The sequence below is a fragment of the Flavobacterium sp. LC2016-23 genome, from assembly GCF_009674775.1.
Classification (GTDB): domain Bacteria; phylum Bacteroidota; class Bacteroidia; order Flavobacteriales; family Flavobacteriaceae; genus Flavobacterium.
The window spans coordinates 1-18,351 of sequence record NZ_WKKE01000020.1; the positions used below are offsets into that span (position 1 = coordinate 1).

An 18,351-nucleotide genomic window follows, 5' to 3' on the forward strand; every position below is an offset into this window, starting at 1 on the left:
AATCTTGCACTGGGGTATAATTTGGAAATACAAATATCTAGATTTTAATATTTCCCCACAACAATATGCTTTGATCCAAAGTAAATTAATAGCATTCTCAAAATAAAATTCAAACGTAAGTGGGTAACAAAAAAAAACAGCTACAAAAAGTTTTGTAACTGTTTAATTATGTTTATTACTCAGATTTTATAGCTTATTATCGTTGACATCATTTATGAACTGTATAACACCGCTCATGAAAACTTTTTGATCGTCCCACATCGCCAGGTGACTTCCGTTTGGACAGTATAAGTACCGTCCATTCTGGACTAATTTACTTTGTTCTTCCATTGCTTTGGGGTCCATAGTGTCATATTTAGCCCCAATCATTAGAGTTGGAATTGTAATTTCATGCAGGCGATTTTTAATGTCCCATTTGGCTAAACGACCGCTTATGCCAAATTCACTTGGGCCCTGCATTAATGTATAGACTTCTCCATTAACATGTTTACTGGCGCGGTTTAATCCATCAGGCCATTCTTTTAATCTGCACAGATGTTCTTTATAGAAATTAGGAATTAAAAGTTCCATATAGCGTGGATTGTTGAAGTCTTTTTTAGCTTCCAAAGCTCTGATTTCTGCCAGTATCTCTGGTTTCATTTGTTTGGCCAAAACTTCGTCGGCGTATTTACCATATTCAGGGGCACTCGCTACCATATTAGCAACTAAGAGTCCTTTAAGATTATTTTGATATTTTAATGCATATTCCATCGCCAGAATTCCTCCCCATGAATTTCCTAATACATAAAAATTATTTTTGTCAGCTCCGATAGCTTTTCGGACTTGTTCTACTTCTTCCACAAATCTTCCTGTCGTCCATAAACTGCTGTCTTTTGGCTGATCGCTGTAATAGGATCCCAGTTGATCGTATTCGTAAAATTCAAATCCTTCACGCTGAAAAAAGGTTTCAAAACATTCCATGTACTCATGTGTCATCGCCGGGCCTCCATGTAAAAGCAATACTTTTATTTTTGGATTGCTCCCAAAACGTTTTGTCCAGACTTTGAATTCTCCGACAGGAGTTTTAATTGGGATCATTTTTACTCCGGCTGACTCTACCGGGTTGTTTTCTTTGTATGTAAAATAGTTTGAAAGAGTTTCCGTTTTTGTTTCATTTTTACAAGAGAACAAGAGCAAAGAGAATGTTAGGATGAGGATTGAACGCATATTTTTAAAATTAAAAGATTATTTAAGATTTTTGAACTTTCTTTGAAACTAAAATACAAATTAAAATTGGATTAGGGATTGCAAAGAAAATCATTACTTCTTTGTGTTTTTGCTTCGATAGAAATGTTTAACGTCTCTATTTGTATATTATCAAAAACATAAGAGCCCAATATCAATTATTTGGCTTTTATGTTCTATTTCCTATCAAAGGTATACCGATACTAAACTTTACATTATTTTCAGGCTGTTGTATTTCGGTTAGCCGCCGGCTTAGTTTTAAAATTTTTTTTTAAAGTTTTCTGAATTCGCTGCCGAGGCTATTTTAATCTCCTTTAAGATACTTTCTGCTATTTTATTATAATCATTGTTATAATGATGCGAGCCGGGTAATTCTATGGTTTTGATACCTGATTCTGAAAAATGATTTCGAGTTATGGCATCTTCTTCATTACCAAAAAAACAAACTGGATTACATGTTTTAATTTTTTTTATTTCAGAGATCACATTATAATTATCACTCGAACTTTCGAGACTAAGCATATCTGCAATATGAATTTCAAAATCTGCCTTTATATCTGGTGATAAAGCGTAAACTCCTTTTAACTTCTCTTTTAATGGTTCGGATAAATTGCCGGCTACAAATGGAATTACAGAAGCACCAAATGAGTAGCCTACAAGTACGAAGTTCTTTTTATCCCATTGTTGTAAATAATGTTCAACAGCCTTAGATACGACATTTGAAGTTTCGAGAGGAGTTTTTGCATTCCAAAAATATTTTTGGGCATCTAATCCAACTACAGCAATTCCTTTCTCGGCAAGGACATCACTAACGGATTGGTCAAAACTTGTCCATCCTCCATCACCTGAAATTAAAAAGGCAATCGGTAAAGCTTCATCTTTAATTTTGGCGGGAATTAAAGTCAATGGTATTTCAAAAGGTAATGGCGTAAGATGTTGCTGTTTAAGTAACAGATTTTGTTCAGATTTTTGTTTTGCATAATTGGCTGTATTCAGAATTTCCTTATACGCAGCAATAAATTCCGGGAGCCAGTTTTTAGTAACAGAAAATCCATGACCAACTTTGGCCAGTGTAATTAATTTTGCCTGCGCCATACCTTCCATATATTTTTTTGTATCGGAATAATTACAAACCTGATCAGTGGTACCCTGCAGTACAATAAAAGGAGCCGTTAATTTTTCCGTTTTCTCAAGATAATACGCTTTTCCTTCTTTTAAAACGTGAGTAGTCAATCCGGATCCGTCGCATAAGGTTCTGTCTGTTTCTATATCGGGACAAAATCCTAAAGCGATCGCACCACTAAAAGTATTTGCCGGAGCCTGAGCCAGCATGCCGTAAACTAAAGTTGCTCCGGAAGAATATCCGGTCAGTATTGGTTTTAAATACTGATCCATCTTTGTCTTTTTTTGCAGGATCATACTGAGTTCTTCAAAATCTCCGGCAGGATAATAGCATTTTGATTTTAATTTTTTTATTTCCTTAAAATAGTGCCGGATATCAATGCCTGCAACCAAAGCACCCTGATCGGCAATGTTTTCGGCCATATGTACAACGCCGCTGTTCCATCCTCCATCTCCTGACACAAACAAAACAACTGCAATAGGTTTTGTTTTAGGTTTATATATTGTGACTTTTCCAAATGCCCCAATCTTTATGGTATCGACCTCTGAAGCAAAGAGATTAATACTAAATACAAAAATCAATAGAATGAGTGTTACAATTTTATTCATCTGGATCATTTTTTAGCATTATGAAATAATAAACTATACTTTTTTACAGTACATTATAATTGAAATTGTGATAAAATAAACATAGAGATTCAGCATAAAAAGTCTTTGCCAGAATCCTTTGTAAAGGGCAATTAAATTATCTTGGTCATGAGAAAAACGAATCGTAAATAACAGCATTGTACTAAATCCAAAAGCAAAAACGATCCATGAAAATAAATAAAAATGAGGATTGCTTATTTTTGGAATCACTCTAAGCATGACTAAAGGAAGGAGTAAGGCAGCGATACTTCCAATGCCTCCTGCAATATCATGTATAACGAATGAATGGGGCATTTTTCCTCCTATTCTGTCGGCTTTAAATAAACCGGAGCCAATACCTTCACCTAATCCGTAAAATAGAATTAAGAACGAAGCAGTTTTTACAGAGTTAAGATGACTGCCAAACGCTTTTCTAAAAATAATTCCGAAAAAAATAAATATAATTCCAATGCATATCCACCATATCGAAATGAGTTCTGATACCGGGCTTATGGTCTCACCTAAAGAACTCATCGTGTTTTTTAGCTGACTGTATCCGGGATAGTAACTGCCTGCTAAAAACAGTACAATAACATCAGCGATGCAGGCAATAATGCAAATTAGAGCTGTGATCTGAATCAAGTTTAATTGTACTGCTCTCATAATATTCATGTTATAGATTATGGTTTTACTACTTTATTTAAAACTATCGGAGCTTGCAGCAAATCATAATCATGAGAGTAAACTAAATATTTATTGTACCATACCGGAGAGAATTTTTCCTTAAAATCACGTAATCCTTTATAATGCGAAAAGTATTTGATTCGTTCGTAGGCAAATTTCATAGATTTTTCAGGAAACGTATTGGCCTCTTCAATCCCGCTCATTGCCGCTAATCCTAAATTTACAGAGGTACAGTTTTGGGATTTGAGATATGAAAAAAGTTCTAAAAGAATAAAATCTATAATGCCGTTTGGAGCATCATTGGTTTTACGAATTAAATCATACGTACCTTCACCTTTGGCATAATCAGGAATAACATTTAGAAATGCTACTATTTTTTCTTCAGGGTTTTCGACTGTAATAATGGTTTGATGCCTGAGTTCTTCCCAGTCGAACAGGCCTTGCGAAAAAACGATTTCACTTCTTCCGGTACTAATCAGCCACTCATCACTTACTGCTTTTATTTTTTGCAGCAATCCGTCTTTTAAAGGTGCAGTATGAATTTTAGATGTAAAACCTTTCTCTTTTACTTTGCTTACGGCATTGCGGAGTGATTTTTTAGAACTGCCTTCCAAAGAAAATGCTGATAAATCTACAACTCCTTCCTGACCAATAAATAAACTCTTTTTCTGTAGTGAAGAAAACAGATCTAAATTTTCTTCAGGTACTCGATAATAAATGCTTCGTAATCCATTGTTATAGCAATAGGCGTCAAATTCCAGTATACATTGTTTCATTTCAACCGCTGATGCTGCAACGGGATTTTCGAGCACTACAGCAAAATTATCAGCTACGCGATAGGCTAAAAAAGCTTTTTTACCATTTGCTGTAAAAATAATTTTATCCCCATAAGTTTTAAAATAATCTAAAGAAGAAGTTCCATACTCATTTAGAATAGCATTAGCAGTTGCAAAATCATCCTCGACTGCTTCTTTTTTTAGTGTGTACGGGCGAATTAAGGCAAATACTAAAAAACCTAACGATAAAAAACCGCATATATTTATAGAAAGTAAAAAACGTCTGGCAAAATGATCCAAAGGTACCAGGTCTGAACTGCCGACTAAAAAGTAATTCTGCAGTGCGTATTTTATAGATTCAAGCCAGTTAAATTCAATATTAAAATGCTTTTTATCCAGGAAATAAAAGCCTAAAACGGCATATACTAAAACCGCGGCAATACTTATTAAAACTGTTTTTAAACCAATACTTTGCAATTTTGAATTGCTCTTTATATAATATTCTTTTCTCGTAACAATTAAACTGATTAAAACAATCAATGCAATTACTGCCTCTTCATAATCAATAGCTTTTGTAAGATGCCCTATGACAGAAATACCGGTTAAGAGAATCGCAAACCACCATGCAGTCCGTAATCCCTTTAGCATAAATGCTGCATTAACGAGCATGAATAAACCAGCGGTTATGACAAAATAATTGGAGGCTTTTATAGCCGAAACGGGAATAATATTTTCTAAAATATGTAAACGTTCTGAAATAGCCGGTGTTAAAACGGATATTATATTTATTAATCCTAAAACAAAAAGCAGAAAAGAAGGCACAATACGCATCAGTAATTTATTCGCATTGAATAAAAAAAGTGATGCCCCGACCAGTAACGGAATCCAAAATTCAAAAAAACGATATAAAAAAGTAATGGCTATCGCATTTACATTTTCGAAACCAAATTGTATCAATATAAAACTCATTGAAATTTCGATCGCTCCAAGCCCACGAAGAAAAGGAGATACGATTAAGAAAATAACCGAAATGATATATCCCATTACCGCAGCAGACAGCGATGGTGTAAAACCTAAAGCAATCATGGCGATATATAAATGGCCAATTCCAATAAATTCAATAAGTATAGAATAAAGTACAACTTGCAGAAACTTTTCTTTGACGATTCTGTTGTTTCTAAAATCTTCTGAAAATATTTCTACAGAGGGAAAAAACGAAATGATGAGACGGTATATATATGCTTTCTTTAAAATCGATCTGTAAAGAACGAAAATAAGAAAACTTAAGCCCACTATAGCTCCAATAGTATACCATTCTCCAGATCCGGCTTTTCCCTGAAACAGAGAATAAATCAAAGCGGGTATGGCAACAATGATTACGGAAAGAATACCTACAAAGCCATATAAAATAGAAGCAAAATGAATTTGAGTGGGTTTTACGCCTTTCTTCTCAATAGGCCTGGTAAAAAATGCTAAAGAAGAAATTCCTCCTGCAGGCAAAAATACACTCACAAAATTTCGCTTAAGAAACAAAATAACAGCCTGTTTAAATGAAATTTCGGCTTGTATTGCCTTAAAAGAAGCAAAATACATTAATGCCTGAAGTACTATATAAACAGCAGCCAGAACAATGCCGCATACGACCCAAAAAGCACTGGCATCCGTAATTACACTTTTTACTTCTTTTAATTCTGAGTTTTCATGTTTGATAAACCAGATTCCGATTCCAATAAAAAAAACAGTGAGTATAAACTGCCTGACAAGTTTATCATTTTCACGTAAAAAAGAAATTCCTTTTCTTTCTTTAAAAAAAACAAAAAACTTATTAGAGACGTTTAGTGCTTTCATACTTTATAGTTAAGAATAATTAATCTATAAAAAAAAATCGAATTAAGATACCCATAAATGTACAATAATTATCTATTGTGTAAAGTTTTGTCTCCATATTTTTATGTTACGCAGATCGATATAAATAAGATTTTTTATATTTAAAACACATGTTTTGTGGCATTAAATAAATGGAGGTTTTAGGTTTGCCATTTAGCTATTAGTAAGGATCTAAATCCAGCCGTTTACGGCACAAAACAGAAAAAGAAAGAAGGGAAGATCAGAACAAATGTGACGTTGTTGTTTGAAAAAAAATGATTTCACAGATTATACCCTAAATATTCCCCTAAATAGCAATGAAATTTTTTGTAAGTTTTGTAGTTATGGAATTAAATAAAAAATAAATATGGAGGCTTATATTTATTAAAAAAATAAAATAATAACTGTTTTTTCGATTTTAATAAATTTTTATATTTTTTAAAATATTTTTCAAAAATTAATTGATAATTTTTGAAATTCTTTAGTTTTGTACATAAAACAACTCTTAAAGTGAGAAAATCTTCAATGAAGAATGAAAAGAGAGATATTGATCTGTGGAATCAAATTAAAAAAGGAGATGTTCAGGCTTATCATAAATTATATGATCGCTATATAAATGTTCTTTTTACGTTTGGAATGCAGTACACTAATGATGAAGCTTTGGTGCAGGATGCCATACATGATATTTTTGTTGATCTTCACCGTTACCGTACCACTGTTGCTTCAGATGTTGTTGTTAAATCTTATCTGTTTAAATCTCTTCAAAATGACATTTTCAAAAAACTAAAATCACAGACAAAAATTGTTCGCCTGGATAAATTGGCAGAAGGTACTTATAAGTCCGATTCTGCAGAAGATGATCTTATTCTCAATGAAACTACCTTAAATAAAAGTGCTGGCTTAGCTATAGCCTTGGCATCTCTAACCAAAAAACAGCGTTACGCACTACATCTTAGGTTTAGCGAAGATTTGTCTTATGAGGAAATTTCTTCTACTTTAGAAATTAGTCTGGAATCTTCCAGAACATTGATTTACAGGTCTTTAAAAGAACTTCGATCTAAACTTTAAAAAAACTTTAAAAAAACATTATTTTTTTTGTCTATGTTTTTGCCTTTTGATTCTCCTAGCTAATATAGAATCTAAAAGAAAAATATTTTGTACCCAAATTTCAAATTTTTACCTAAACAAAGCAAAGCTGACTTAAAAGCGAGAATTTCAAACAGCATTGCACTGGAAAAACAACGAGGAAGAAGGAAAAAGCTTCGCATACTTTCTTTGAGTACAGCTGCAGTGATCTGTATTTTCTTAGGACTTACGATTACCTTTAAAAAAGAACCAGATTCTGTAAAAGCAAGTGCTATTGAGCAATTTGCAAATAGTTCTAAAACAGACGCTTCTTTCGAAAAAAGCAATCAGGTTAAATTGATATTATCAAATCAAGAATCTGTTATGGTAGGCGACAGTGCAACTATTGCCTATGATGCATCCGGAAATAAAATTAACGTTAATAATAAGCAGATTAACCAAAAAACATCTCTTGGCAATCAGTATAATACGATTTTAGTTCCTTATGGAAAGAGAGCACATCTTAGTTTAGCAGACGGAACTTTAGTATGGCTGAATTCGGGAACAAAGTTAATCTATCCCACTTCCTTTAACGGGGAAAGCAGAGAGGTATATTTAGAAGGCGAAGGAATCTTTGATGTAGCACACAATAAAGAAAAACCTTTTTTTGTAAGGGCTGCCAACAATTACAACGTTCGCGTACTAGGAACATTATTTAGTGTAAGCTGTTATTCAGGTGATGCTAAAATTTCGACAGCCTTACTGCGTGGAAAAGTGAAAGTAGCCTATGCTAAAAAAGGATTTTTTAGCAGCGATACCCTGCAAAGCGTTCTTTCACCAGGTATGATTGCAGCCTTAGATAAAAAGCAACAGACCCTAAAAACGACTGTTCAGGACGTTGAACCCCTGTTTTCATGGCGAAAAGGGTATTATGAATTCTCGAAAGAAAAACTGCCTTTGGTGCTGGATAAATTAAAACGCTATTACAATGTTGGTTTTGTGATGAATAAAGACATCAGTCAGCAGGAAACGTATTCAGGAGCTTTTAAACTTAATGATGATTTAGATAAAGTTGTTGAAACATTAGAAGCAACAACAGGTTTTGAATTCGTTTATGACCCTGAAACCAGAAATATAACGATTAGATAAATTATTGAATGACCTGTAAATTATTGCCTATGATAAGATAAAGCAAAAGAAAAATACTAGAAAAACCAACCAAAAAAAAACCAAAAGATGCGCTAACATCTCTTGGCTTATGTAAAATTTTTAATTGCTAATGCAATTATTGAAAAAACTAAAACAAAATTATGAATAAATATCATGATATAGGCTTTCTATTGCCTAAAAAAATCATCAACCTTACTTTTATTTTATTTATGAGAGTATTCATTTTAGTTCTGTACTTAGGATTAACCAGTATCTACGCCAATGTTGCGAAAGCGCAAAATGAAATCTCTGTGAAAGTACAGGATGCTTCACTGCAGTCACTTTTTTCTACGATTCAGCAAAAAAGTGATTACGTATTTTTTTATAATGATGATTTGATAACATCCACTAAAAGAATAAATGTAAATCAATATGGAACAGTCGAGCAAATACTTAAGATAGCTTTGGCTAATACTGGATTAACCTACAGTATTATAGATAAACAGGTTGTTATAAGGAAAACTAAAAAAGTACAGCAAGAGCAATATGATTTGACCGGAGTTGTTACCGATAAAAACGGAAATCCGTTAATTGGAGTAAATGTTGTTTTGTTAAGCAATCAAAGCAACTGGGATATTACACGCGACAAAGGAGATTACAGGATAAGAGTTGCGGCCAATGATTCTATTCGTTTTGACTATTTAGGTTATAAATCGAAAATTGTTGGGGTAAATAACCAAAAATTCATCAAAGTTATCTTAACTCAGGATGTAATGGAGTTGACAGGAGTAGCCGTAGTGGCTTCCAACGGCTATACTGATATTCCTAAAGAAAGAGTAACCGGGTCTTTTGAAGTTATGGGAGCCAAAGAACTTGCAGAGGTTCCTACCGTAGATATTGCTTCAAGAATTGAAGGAAAAATGGCTGGAGTAAAAGTCGATCAGAGAACGGGTAGTATTTCAGTTAGAGGAACAAATAATTATAGTGGTACTGGCAGACCATTAATAGTTATTGACGGTTTTCCGCAGCCTGTAAGCGATTTTGGGTTTACCAAAATGGGGGTTTCGGGTGCATCAATTTTAAGTTATGTTAATGTAGATGATATAGAGAGTATTACAGTTTTAAAAGATGCTGCTGCATCTTCTATCTGGGGATCCCGTGCTGCCGATGGAGTAATTGTGGTAACGACTAAAAAAGGTAAAAAAGGAGAACCAACCATTAATTTTAGCACCACAACTACAATAGGGGATAAAATGGATTTAGGGAAATTGCGTGTCATGAATACAGCTCAATATATTGATTACGAAAAGGATCTTGTTAATGGTGGCTTTGTAGCAGATGATATTGGTAACTGGCAGGCAAAAAATCCTAGTACTGCTCAGGAAATCATGTTTCAGCAAAAAAGAGGAACAATTTCTATGGCAGAAAGAGATCAGTTGTTAGATAAACTTGCACAAAATGACAACCTGAATCAAATTAGCAGATACTTATTAAGAAATTCAGCAACAAGACAATATGATTTATCTGTTAGTGGCGGAAGTGATAAAAGTACCTATTATTTGTCTTTAGGATACAATAAAGATGAGGCAGCGATGAGAGGTAACGAATCTCAATCGTACAATGTGACTTTAAATAATTCGTTTCAGCTTAAAAGTTTTTTAAAATTAAATACAGGAATAAATTACGTTTCTTCAACTTACCAGGTCAATACGACTGTAAACGAAGCGTTATCAAACGTATCAAATTTTGCACTGCGTCCATATGATATGATTGCCGATGAAAACGGAAACGGAATTGATCGTTATATCATTTTCAGACCGGAAGTTGCCAAAGGATTTGAAGCCAAAGGATATTTACCGTGGACTTATAATTATCTTGATGAGCTGAATTATTCGAATGTGATAACCAAAGGAGCCAACATACGATTGAATGCCAGTTTAACAGCGACAGTAAATAGCTGGCTAAATTTTGAAGCTTCAGGAATGTATACTTCTATTGGGAACAAAACCAAATCTTTGAGTGAATTAGACAGCTATTTTGCAAGAAATATGATCAATGAAGCAACTTCTGTAAATACTGCCGGTAAATTAGTTTACGGTGTACCTGTAGGATCTTATTTGTACAATACAAATGCTTCGAATGAATCGCAAAGCATGCGTTTTCAGATGAATATTAATAAGAATTTTAATGAGGATAATGCCTTACACTTTTTAGCAGGTTCAGAAATCAGAGAGGAACGCAGAGAAGGATCAAGCCAAAGATATTACGGTTATAACATAGATACAAATTCAGGGCAATCTATAAATCCAACAGTTTATTATACAACTATTTACGGCTGGCAGAATATTATCGGAACTTCTGATAACGGGATTAGTAAATATAGAGATCGTTACTTATCCTATTATGGATTAGGTTCTTATGATTTTAGGAACAGATATCATGTGTCAGGAAGTGTTCGTTTTGATGATGCTAATATTCTTGGAGCTTCCAGAAGAGACAGAGTATTACCATTATGGTCTTTAGGCGGTAAGTGGGATATTAATAAAGAGTTTTTCTTAAAAGAAGTAAGCTGGTTAAGCAATTTATCTGCAAGAGTTACTTATGGTGCAGGAGGAAGTACTCCACCTGGTGGTTTTGGAAGCCAAAGTGCTTTAATTTCTGTAGGTTCTGTTGATTTTAATACACAATTACCAACAGCTTCTATAACATTACCGGAAAATCCTCAGATTAAATGGGAAACAACAAAGACACTTAATTTTGGTTTGGATTATGCCGTTTTTAATAATCGCCTTCGCGGAAGTGCTGATTTGTATTATAAAAAATCTTACGATATCCTGACAAATCTGCCTTATAACCCAACATATGGCTGGTCGTATTTAACCTATAACACAGGCACACTAAAAGGTCACGGGGTTGATTTAAATATTTCAGGACTTATTGTAAACGCAGGCTTCAAATGGAACAGTAGTGTAACTTTTGCATACAATACAAATGAAGTCACAGATTCCCGATTTAAAGCTACAACAACAAATCAATACTTATCAGGAGTAACAGTTGAGGGCAAACCAATAGGATATATGTATGCGTACAATTGGGCAGGTTTAGATGCTAATGGCCAATCGACGATTTATAAAAAAGATGGTACGGTTGTAAATGCATCTCAGGGTATTTCGACGATTGATAAAGACGATCTAAAATATATGGGAACCACGGTTGCACCTTATTTTGGCGGATTTATGAATAATTTCTCGTATAAGAATTTCATGGTTGGTGTTCAGATGACTTATTATGCAGGCCACGTATTTAGAAATACTGTATTACAAAATTATCCATCCTATTCTGGAGTACAGTATGGTGCAGTAGCGAAAGACGAATTGGTTGCTGATCGCTGGAGAAAAGCCGGAGATGAAGCATTTACTAATGTTCCCGGCTTAGCCAATATTAGTTATAATAGTTTAAATCGTTATCAAATGGCAGACATCAATATTTTACCAGCAGATAATATTCGTTTGCAGCAAATTTCGTTGGGATATAATGTTCCGTCAGAATGGTTGGCAAAGACTTTTATAAAGTCATTAAGTTTCAATTTTGCAGCAAGAAATTTAGGGTTATTGTGGGTTAAGAATGACTTGGGGATTGATCCTCAGTATTTGTCAACCAATAACTACAATACACTTGCCCCTCAACGTAATTATACTTTACAATTTAATTGCAGTTTTTAATTTTAAAAAACAGACTTTATGAAATTACTAAAATTCACCTTATATATATTCCTTCCAATACTTTTATTAAACTCTTGCAGAGATTATGTTGAAGTAGAGCAGGTTGGAAACAACAGAGTTTTAAAATACACCTCAGATTACAGAGGTTTGGCTAATAATTATACCGAAATGACATCTTCTGGAGGTATTCACCTGTTAGCCAGTGCAGATGTAGAATTTCCGACAACCTATCAAACAGGTGTTTCGACCATTTGGAGTAACAGTTATACCTGGCAGGAAAAAATATACGATCCTTCTCAGGGAGATTCAGATTGGATCGGTCTGTACAAAGCCATTTATTACAGCAACGTTATCATCGATGGTGTAATGAGCAGCCAAGGTGGAACAGATGCCGAAAAAAAAGAAATTTATGCCGAAGCTTTTGTACACAGAGCGTTTGCATATTTACAATTGGTAAATGTTTACGGTCCGCAATTTAATCCGGCTTCTGCCAATTCAGAAAAAGCAGTTCCGTTATTATTAAAACCGGATTTATTTTCTTCTTTAGAAAGAAGTACAGTGGGACAAGTTTACGATCAGATTATTTCTGATTTGCAAAGTGCCTTAGCCAATGATATTCAGGATACGCCTCAATTTAATGTTTTACCTTCAAAAAGAGCGGTTTATGCATTATTTGCCCGAACGTATCTTTATATGGGATCGTATCAGTTAAGTCTGGATAATGCTCAAAAAGCACTTGAAATGCAAAGCGGTTTAATCAATTTAAATACATTTGCTTCCGGATTTAGCTACCCGGTTTTAATCCAAAATCCTGAGATTATATTTTCTAAAACAGCATTGCTTGCGTACAGAGGCGCTCCGCTATCAAATGATTTATTAAATAGTTTTGAAAGCAATGATCTGCGTTACAATTATTACACCATAGCAGGAACAAATTTTTTTCCAAGCTACACAGGCAGAGGTTTTGGTATTGCAAATTATAGTCCGACTACCGGAATCAATATTGGAGTTTCGGTTCCTGAAATGTATTTAATCTCTGCAGAGTGTTACGCCAGATTAGGACAGCCGCAAAAAGCAGTAGATAACCTGAATATTTTAAGAGCAAAACGTTATAAAACAGCTACCACGTACCAGGTAGCGGCCACTACAAATTTAGAAGCGTTGAATCTGGCATTGACAGAAAGGCAAAAAGAACTAATAGGAAGAGGATTCCGTTGGTTCGATCAGCGAAGATTAAATCTGGATCCTGCTTTTAGAAAGACATACACCAGAGTTTTTAAACAAAATACCTATACGCTAGAGCCTGACGGTGCCGGATATGTATTCCCAATCAATCAAAATTATATCGATTTAAGCCCGGAACTGGGTAAATAAAAAAAACTACAATGTTAAAGAAAATAGTAAATATCAAATTATTGGTATTGGTTCTGTGCGTCAGTATATTACAAGTTAAAGCGCAGCAGTCAAAGTCAAGATTAAGCGGTATGGTAGACGTTCCTCTTGCAGGATCAACTTTAAGTATGAGCTATGATGCAAAAGGCGGACCGCTGGAAAGCATCAGAGAAATCAACGGTTATGCCTATGTTTTTAACGATTACAGATGGGAAATCGAAGATCTTAAAATGAAGAAAAACGGTGCTGTATGGAATGTAGAATACACTGTTCCTAAAAATTGCGGTTTTATGGCTTTCAGATTTTATGGAAATACAGATAATGGTTTAGTTACAGATTCCGGACAGGACACCGGCTATCTTCTGGTTGTTTTTAAAGAGCCAAAAGTAAAAATGCCGGGAGCAGATTTGGCCTGGGCAACTTTTAGAAACAAAGATTTCAACAGTCAGTTTAACGGTTATTTTAAAGATTTTACAATAAACGGAGACGCTTCAGAATATTGGTTAAAAAAAGAAGTTGCAGATCATGGTGAAAATTTTCCGAAATTTATTGATACTTATATCAAGATTTTAAAAGTTCAGAAACCTGAAAAATTTGATGAATTAGCACACCGCTTTTTGGGAGATTTTACAAAGAAAATAAACGGTCAGCCTGAAGAGGTTTTTCTAAAAGTTTACAATTTATATTTATTCGATCTTAAAGATAAACCAAAAGCAGATTCTCTTGAAACGGTAATTCAAAAACAATTTCCAAAAGGAGCTTTAATGCGTTTTAAAGCGTTTCAGAAAATTATGCCAATTGCAGATGCTCCGGAGAAAAACAAAGTTATAACTCAGTTTTTAGCTGATTTTCCATACACTTCCGATGTACCGGATTCGCAAAAGTATTTCTATGATAACCTTGTAAAAACGCAATTTGGATATTATTTTGAGACCAAAGATTATAACAGTGTTTTAGCTTTAATTCCAACCATGAATTTTGCTAACCTGAATGATGCGTACCATCAGAATATTTCAAAAGCTTTGTATTTAAAGGCAGTTGATCCGGCAACAATAGAAACCATGGCGGTGCCAATGATTAAACAGATGCAGCAAAAAGTAAACGACTTGTCATACATGCAAGGGATTTACTGGTCATCAAATCAGGCAAATGAAAATGCTAAGGACAGGCTTAACGATCAATTAGTGATTCAGATTCGCATGTACGATATGTTGAAAAAGTACAAAGAAGTTTTAGAGACTTTTGAATTACTGCCTTTTCAAAAATGTTATGAAAAAGCAAGTGTGAATGATATTCACGTAAGAGCACTTGAAGCTTTAAACAAGCCCGTTATTGAAGTATTAAAAAATGCAGCAAGAACTAATACATTATCTGAAGGATTAACTGGTAAAATAAAAGAAGCTTACTTAAAAGAAGGAAAAAAAGAAAGTGATTTTCCGGCTTATCTGGAAGAGTTGAAAAAGCAAAACAATCCCGAAGGCAAAATTGCTTTGATGGATCCGGTTTCTGCTCCTGCGATTAAAGTACAGACAGCAGACGGAAAGGCTAAGCAACTGCTGTTAGATAGTGGGAAAATTATCGTAATTGACTTTTGGGCCACCTGGTGCGGGCCTTGTAAACAGGCATTTCCTGCCATGCAGCAATTGGTTAACAACTTTAAGGAAGACAAGCAGGTTGAGTTTTGTTTTATAAGTACACAGGAAACAAGGGAAACCTACAAAAAAGACGCTTTGGCTTATTTAAAAGGAAAAGGATTAAAGCTTGATACTTATTTTGACTTAGTTAAAAAAAGCGGCGGAACGAACAATGAATCGTTTTCTAAATATGCAGCCATTTTTAAATCAAGCGGAATTCCGAGAAAAGTGGTAATCAAAAACGGCCAGATTCGATTTACATCTGAAGGATATTCCGGAAATCCGGGGCAGCTTACAGACGAACTTACGGATGTCATTAACCTTTTGAAGAAAGAATAAATTTCCTTTGAAAATCCAACAATATGAAAAAAATAGTTGCACTGTTTACACTCGCGCTGAGTGTACATAGTTTATCTGCACAGAAAAAAACGGTTGACCAGTCGGCATACGACCAATGGAAAAGAATTGACAGTAAATCTTTATCCTATAATGGCAAATGGATGTCGTACAGCACTGCTTTTCAGGATGAACAAAAGGAAAGCCCAAAACAAATTATTATTCAGGAAACTCCAAAAGGAAAACATTTGGTATTGAATAATGTAAGCGATTTAAAATTTATCGGGACAAAAGACTGGATTCAGTACCATGCAAACGATAGTACGTTTTTACAAAACCTAAAATCAGGTGTAAAGAAACTGTGGAAGAGCAAACACTATACAAATGCTCTTGAAGGAACAGATATTTTATACTTTACGCGGCCTGAAGCAGTAAAGGGAGACTCTTTTCTGCAGCGTTTAGTTTATTACAACTTAGAGAGTAACGACAGTTTATCTCTAAATAATATGAAGACGTACCGCTTTTTAAAAAATAAATCGATTGTATATGTTCAGATAGAAAAAGACAAAATATTTTTAAAACATGGAATTCCAGGCGGAAAACAAGAAACGGTTTACAGCGGAAAAGCTTCTGATTTTGGCGATTTTCAATTAAATGCTAACGAAGACGGCGGTACTTTTTCATTGAAAGGCACTAACAGCAACGATTATAATAAGGTTTTTTATTTTAATCTGAAGACCAATTCTGTGAAAGAGTTATTCAATTACGATGATATTATCTTAAACGATCCCGGATTTTCTATTTCAAAAACGGCATACGGATTAAATGAAAAAAGCAATTTTATTCTGTTGCAGGTTAATTCAGATAAGCGTACTGAAAACACACAGATCTCAAAATCCGGCATTGAAATCTGGAAATCTGCCCAAGGCACAATGGAGCGCCGACAAGAGCTGCTGCGTAATTCAAAAATACTGCCAAGCGAGCAGAAATACCTGTATGATATTCAAAATAAAAAATGTATCAAAGTAGCATCAACAGGTGAATTTGATCAGTTGCTGATACCGGAGTCGGGCAATTTTAACGGGATTTTTGCTATCGACAAAAAACCTTATGCGGTTGAAGTAGACTGGACATTCAATGAACGTAATGATCTGTTTTGGATTGACGCTGCAACTGGTAAATCAACTAAAGTATTGTCTGGAATTACGGGAGCACCATCCTGGAATCCGCAGGGAACTTTTGCGGTTCTGTATGATACTGCACAAAAGGCATGGACCGTTTTTGACCCTGCTGCGCTACAGTTTAAAAATAGTAGTTCACAAATTCCATTTCCCGTTTCTGATGATAATGTAGATATGCAGTCTGCTAATACTGCTTACGGAATTGCGGGCTGGCTAAACAAAGGAAATACGTTGGTAGTATACGATCAGTTTGATATGTGGGCCATAGATCTTTTGCAGCAAAAAGCACCTTATTGCATCACTCAGGGCTACGGAAGAAAAAACAAAGTGGAGCTGCGTTATAGCGAAAGTGGTTTTATAGGCGATTTAGACCAGAAAAAATCAATCTATTTAATAGGATTTGATACCACACATAAATCTAAAGGAGTGTACAAATTTGCCAATAATACGATTACAAAAGTATTTGCAAATCCTGAATACAATGTGAGTATTGAAGCCGTTTCCGGAGATAATTCAAGTGTATTATTTTCTAAAGAAAGCTATACTGTTTTTCCGGATTTATGGTGGGGAACAGCAAGTTTTGGAGCACAGCAAAAAATTACGGATATCAATCCACAGCAAAAAGAATATGCATGGGGAACATCAAAATTGGTGACATGGACGAACTTTGAAGGAAAAGAAAATCAAGGCAATCTCTATCTTCCCGACAATTATGACCCTAAAAAAACATATCCGGTAATTGTGCATTTTTATGAAAAGCATACTGAAGAACTTAACGTCTGCCAATTACCGGAATTGAGTACTGCAAACATCAATATTCCGAGTTATGTGAGCAGAGGTTATATCGTGTTCCAGCCGGATGTACATTACAAATACGGTGCTCCGGGAAACAGCGTTTACAATGATGTGATAAGTGGCGTTGAATATTTAATTGCTAACGGTATTACTGAAAAAGGGAAAATCGGGATTCAGGGACATAGTTTTGGAGGGTACGAAACTTCATTTCTGATCACAAAAACAGCTATTTTCACTTGTGCGATTGTAGGTTCCGGAGTAAGTAATTTTACGTCTAATTATCCTGTAATGAGATCAAACGGTTTGTCGACCATGTTTAAATATGAAGCAGACCAGTATCGTATGGGAAGTTCTTTGTATGATAATATCGATGGCTACATTAAAAATTCACCACTGTTCTCAGCGAAGAATATTAAAACGCCGGTACTTATTTTCCACAATGATAATGATCGTGCGGTACCTTATCAGGAAGGGCAGTCTCTATTTTTTGCCCTTCGACGTTTAGGAAAACCCGGCTGGCTGGTAAATTATAAAAAAGAAGGCCATACTTTAGATGACACCATAAATAAGAAAGACTGGACAAACAAAATGCAGCAGTATTTTGATTATTACTTAAAAGGTGCAGAACGCCCTGACTGGATGTAATACGAGTCAGTAAATTTATACACCCCATACTGTTTTTTGAAGGTTTCTTATGAGACCTTCAAATCGACAGTAGCAGCGGTATGTTTCATTTTCAAAAATTTAGTAAAAAAAGCAAAGCAAAAGCAATCAAAAA

At 34.6% G+C, this 18,351-nt stretch carries 10 protein-coding genes; 6 read left to right on the forward strand and 4 right to left on the reverse strand.

All coding sequences use genetic code 11. The annotated features are described in order from the left end of the window. Positions 1-186 precede the first annotated feature (186 nt). The 4 genes from GJU43_RS16930 to mprF all read right to left on the reverse strand — a co-directional run bounded on the left by GJU43_RS16930 (position 187) and on the right by mprF (position 6,281). Positions 187-1,206, reverse strand: coding sequence for a proline-specific peptidase family protein (locus GJU43_RS16930; protein ID WP_154342163.1), 1,020 nt, complete (start codon positions 1,204-1,206; stop codon positions 187-189). Positions 1,207-1,482: 276 nt separating this feature from the next. Then, entirely contained in the window at positions 1,483-2,955 is a 1,473-nt protein-coding gene (locus tag GJU43_RS16935; RefSeq protein WP_154342165.1) for an AcvB/VirJ family lysyl-phosphatidylglycerol hydrolase, read from the reverse strand. Between the two features lie 33 nt (positions 2,956-2,988). Continuing rightward, positions 2,989-3,636 (reverse strand): DUF998 domain-containing protein, encoded by a 648-nt coding sequence (locus tag GJU43_RS16940; RefSeq protein WP_195760058.1) that lies wholly within the window; start codon positions 3,634-3,636, stop codon positions 2,989-2,991. A 17-nt stretch (positions 3,637-3,653) separates the two neighbouring features. Continuing rightward, entirely contained in the window at positions 3,654-6,281 is a 2,628-nt protein-coding gene (gene mprF, locus GJU43_RS16945) for a bifunctional lysylphosphatidylglycerol flippase/synthetase MprF (RefSeq protein WP_154342169.1), read from the reverse strand. Between the two features lie 528 nt (positions 6,282-6,809). On the opposite strand from mprF, the gene GJU43_RS16950 reads away from it, so the two are divergent. The 6 genes from GJU43_RS16950 (at position 6,810) to GJU43_RS16975 (ending at position 18,218) form a co-directional block, all read left to right on the forward strand. After that, positions 6,810-7,367 carry a sigma-70 family RNA polymerase sigma factor gene (locus GJU43_RS16950; RefSeq protein WP_154342171.1) on the forward strand — a complete coding sequence of 186 codons (558 nt, stop codon included), beginning with the start codon at positions 6,810-6,812 and terminating at the stop codon, positions 7,365-7,367. Between the two features lie 87 nt (positions 7,368-7,454). Then, positions 7,455-8,513, forward strand: coding sequence for a FecR family protein (locus tag GJU43_RS16955; RefSeq protein ID WP_154342173.1), 1,059 nt, complete (start codon positions 7,455-7,457; stop codon positions 8,511-8,513). A gap of 161 nt (positions 8,514-8,674) precedes the next feature. Next, positions 8,675-12,235, forward strand: coding sequence for a SusC/RagA family TonB-linked outer membrane protein (locus GJU43_RS16960; RefSeq protein ID WP_154342175.1), 3,561 nt, complete (start codon positions 8,675-8,677; stop codon positions 12,233-12,235). An 18-nt stretch (positions 12,236-12,253) separates the two neighbouring features. Then, complete coding sequence (locus tag GJU43_RS16965; RefSeq protein WP_154342177.1) at positions 12,254-13,609, forward strand: RagB/SusD family nutrient uptake outer membrane protein; 1,356 nt, start codon at positions 12,254-12,256, stop codon at positions 13,607-13,609. 11 nt (positions 13,610-13,620) lie between these two features. Further along, the gene (locus GJU43_RS16970; RefSeq protein ID WP_154342179.1) at positions 13,621-15,600 is read left to right on the forward strand and encodes a TlpA disulfide reductase family protein; all 1,980 of its coding nucleotides are present in this window, start codon (positions 13,621-13,623) and stop codon (positions 15,598-15,600) included. Positions 15,601-15,623: 23 nt separating this feature from the next. Then, positions 15,624-18,218, forward strand: coding sequence for a S9 family peptidase (locus tag GJU43_RS16975; RefSeq protein ID WP_154342181.1), 2,595 nt, complete (start codon positions 15,624-15,626; stop codon positions 18,216-18,218). Positions 18,219-18,351 lie beyond the last annotated feature (133 nt).

What these genes read in the sequence shown, in the direction of transcription:
- GJU43_RS16960 (WP_154342175.1), top strand. Translation starts at nt 8,675, where the DNA reads ATGAATAAATATCATGATATAGGCTTTCTATTGCCTAAAAAAATCATC.
- GJU43_RS16930 (WP_154342163.1), bottom strand. Translation starts at nt 1,206, where the DNA reads ATGCGTTCAATCCTCATCCTAACATTCTCTTTGCTCTTGTTCTCTTGT.
- GJU43_RS16975 (WP_154342181.1), top strand. Translation starts at nt 15,624, where the DNA reads ATGAAAAAAATAGTTGCACTGTTTACACTCGCGCTGAGTGTACATAGT.
- GJU43_RS16935 (WP_154342165.1), bottom strand. Translation starts at nt 2,955, where the DNA reads ATGAATAAAATTGTAACACTCATTCTATTGATTTTTGTATTTAGTATT.
- mprF (WP_154342169.1), bottom strand. Translation starts at nt 6,281, where the DNA reads ATGAAAGCACTAAACGTCTCTAATAAGTTTTTTGTTTTTTTTAAAGAA.
- GJU43_RS16965 (WP_154342177.1), top strand. Translation starts at nt 12,254, where the DNA reads ATGAAATTACTAAAATTCACCTTATATATATTCCTTCCAATACTTTTA.
- GJU43_RS16970 (WP_154342179.1), top strand. Translation starts at nt 13,621, where the DNA reads ATGTTAAAGAAAATAGTAAATATCAAATTATTGGTATTGGTTCTGTGC.
- GJU43_RS16940 (WP_195760058.1), bottom strand. Translation starts at nt 3,636, where the DNA reads ATGAGAGCAGTACAATTAAACTTGATTCAGATCACAGCTCTAATTTGC.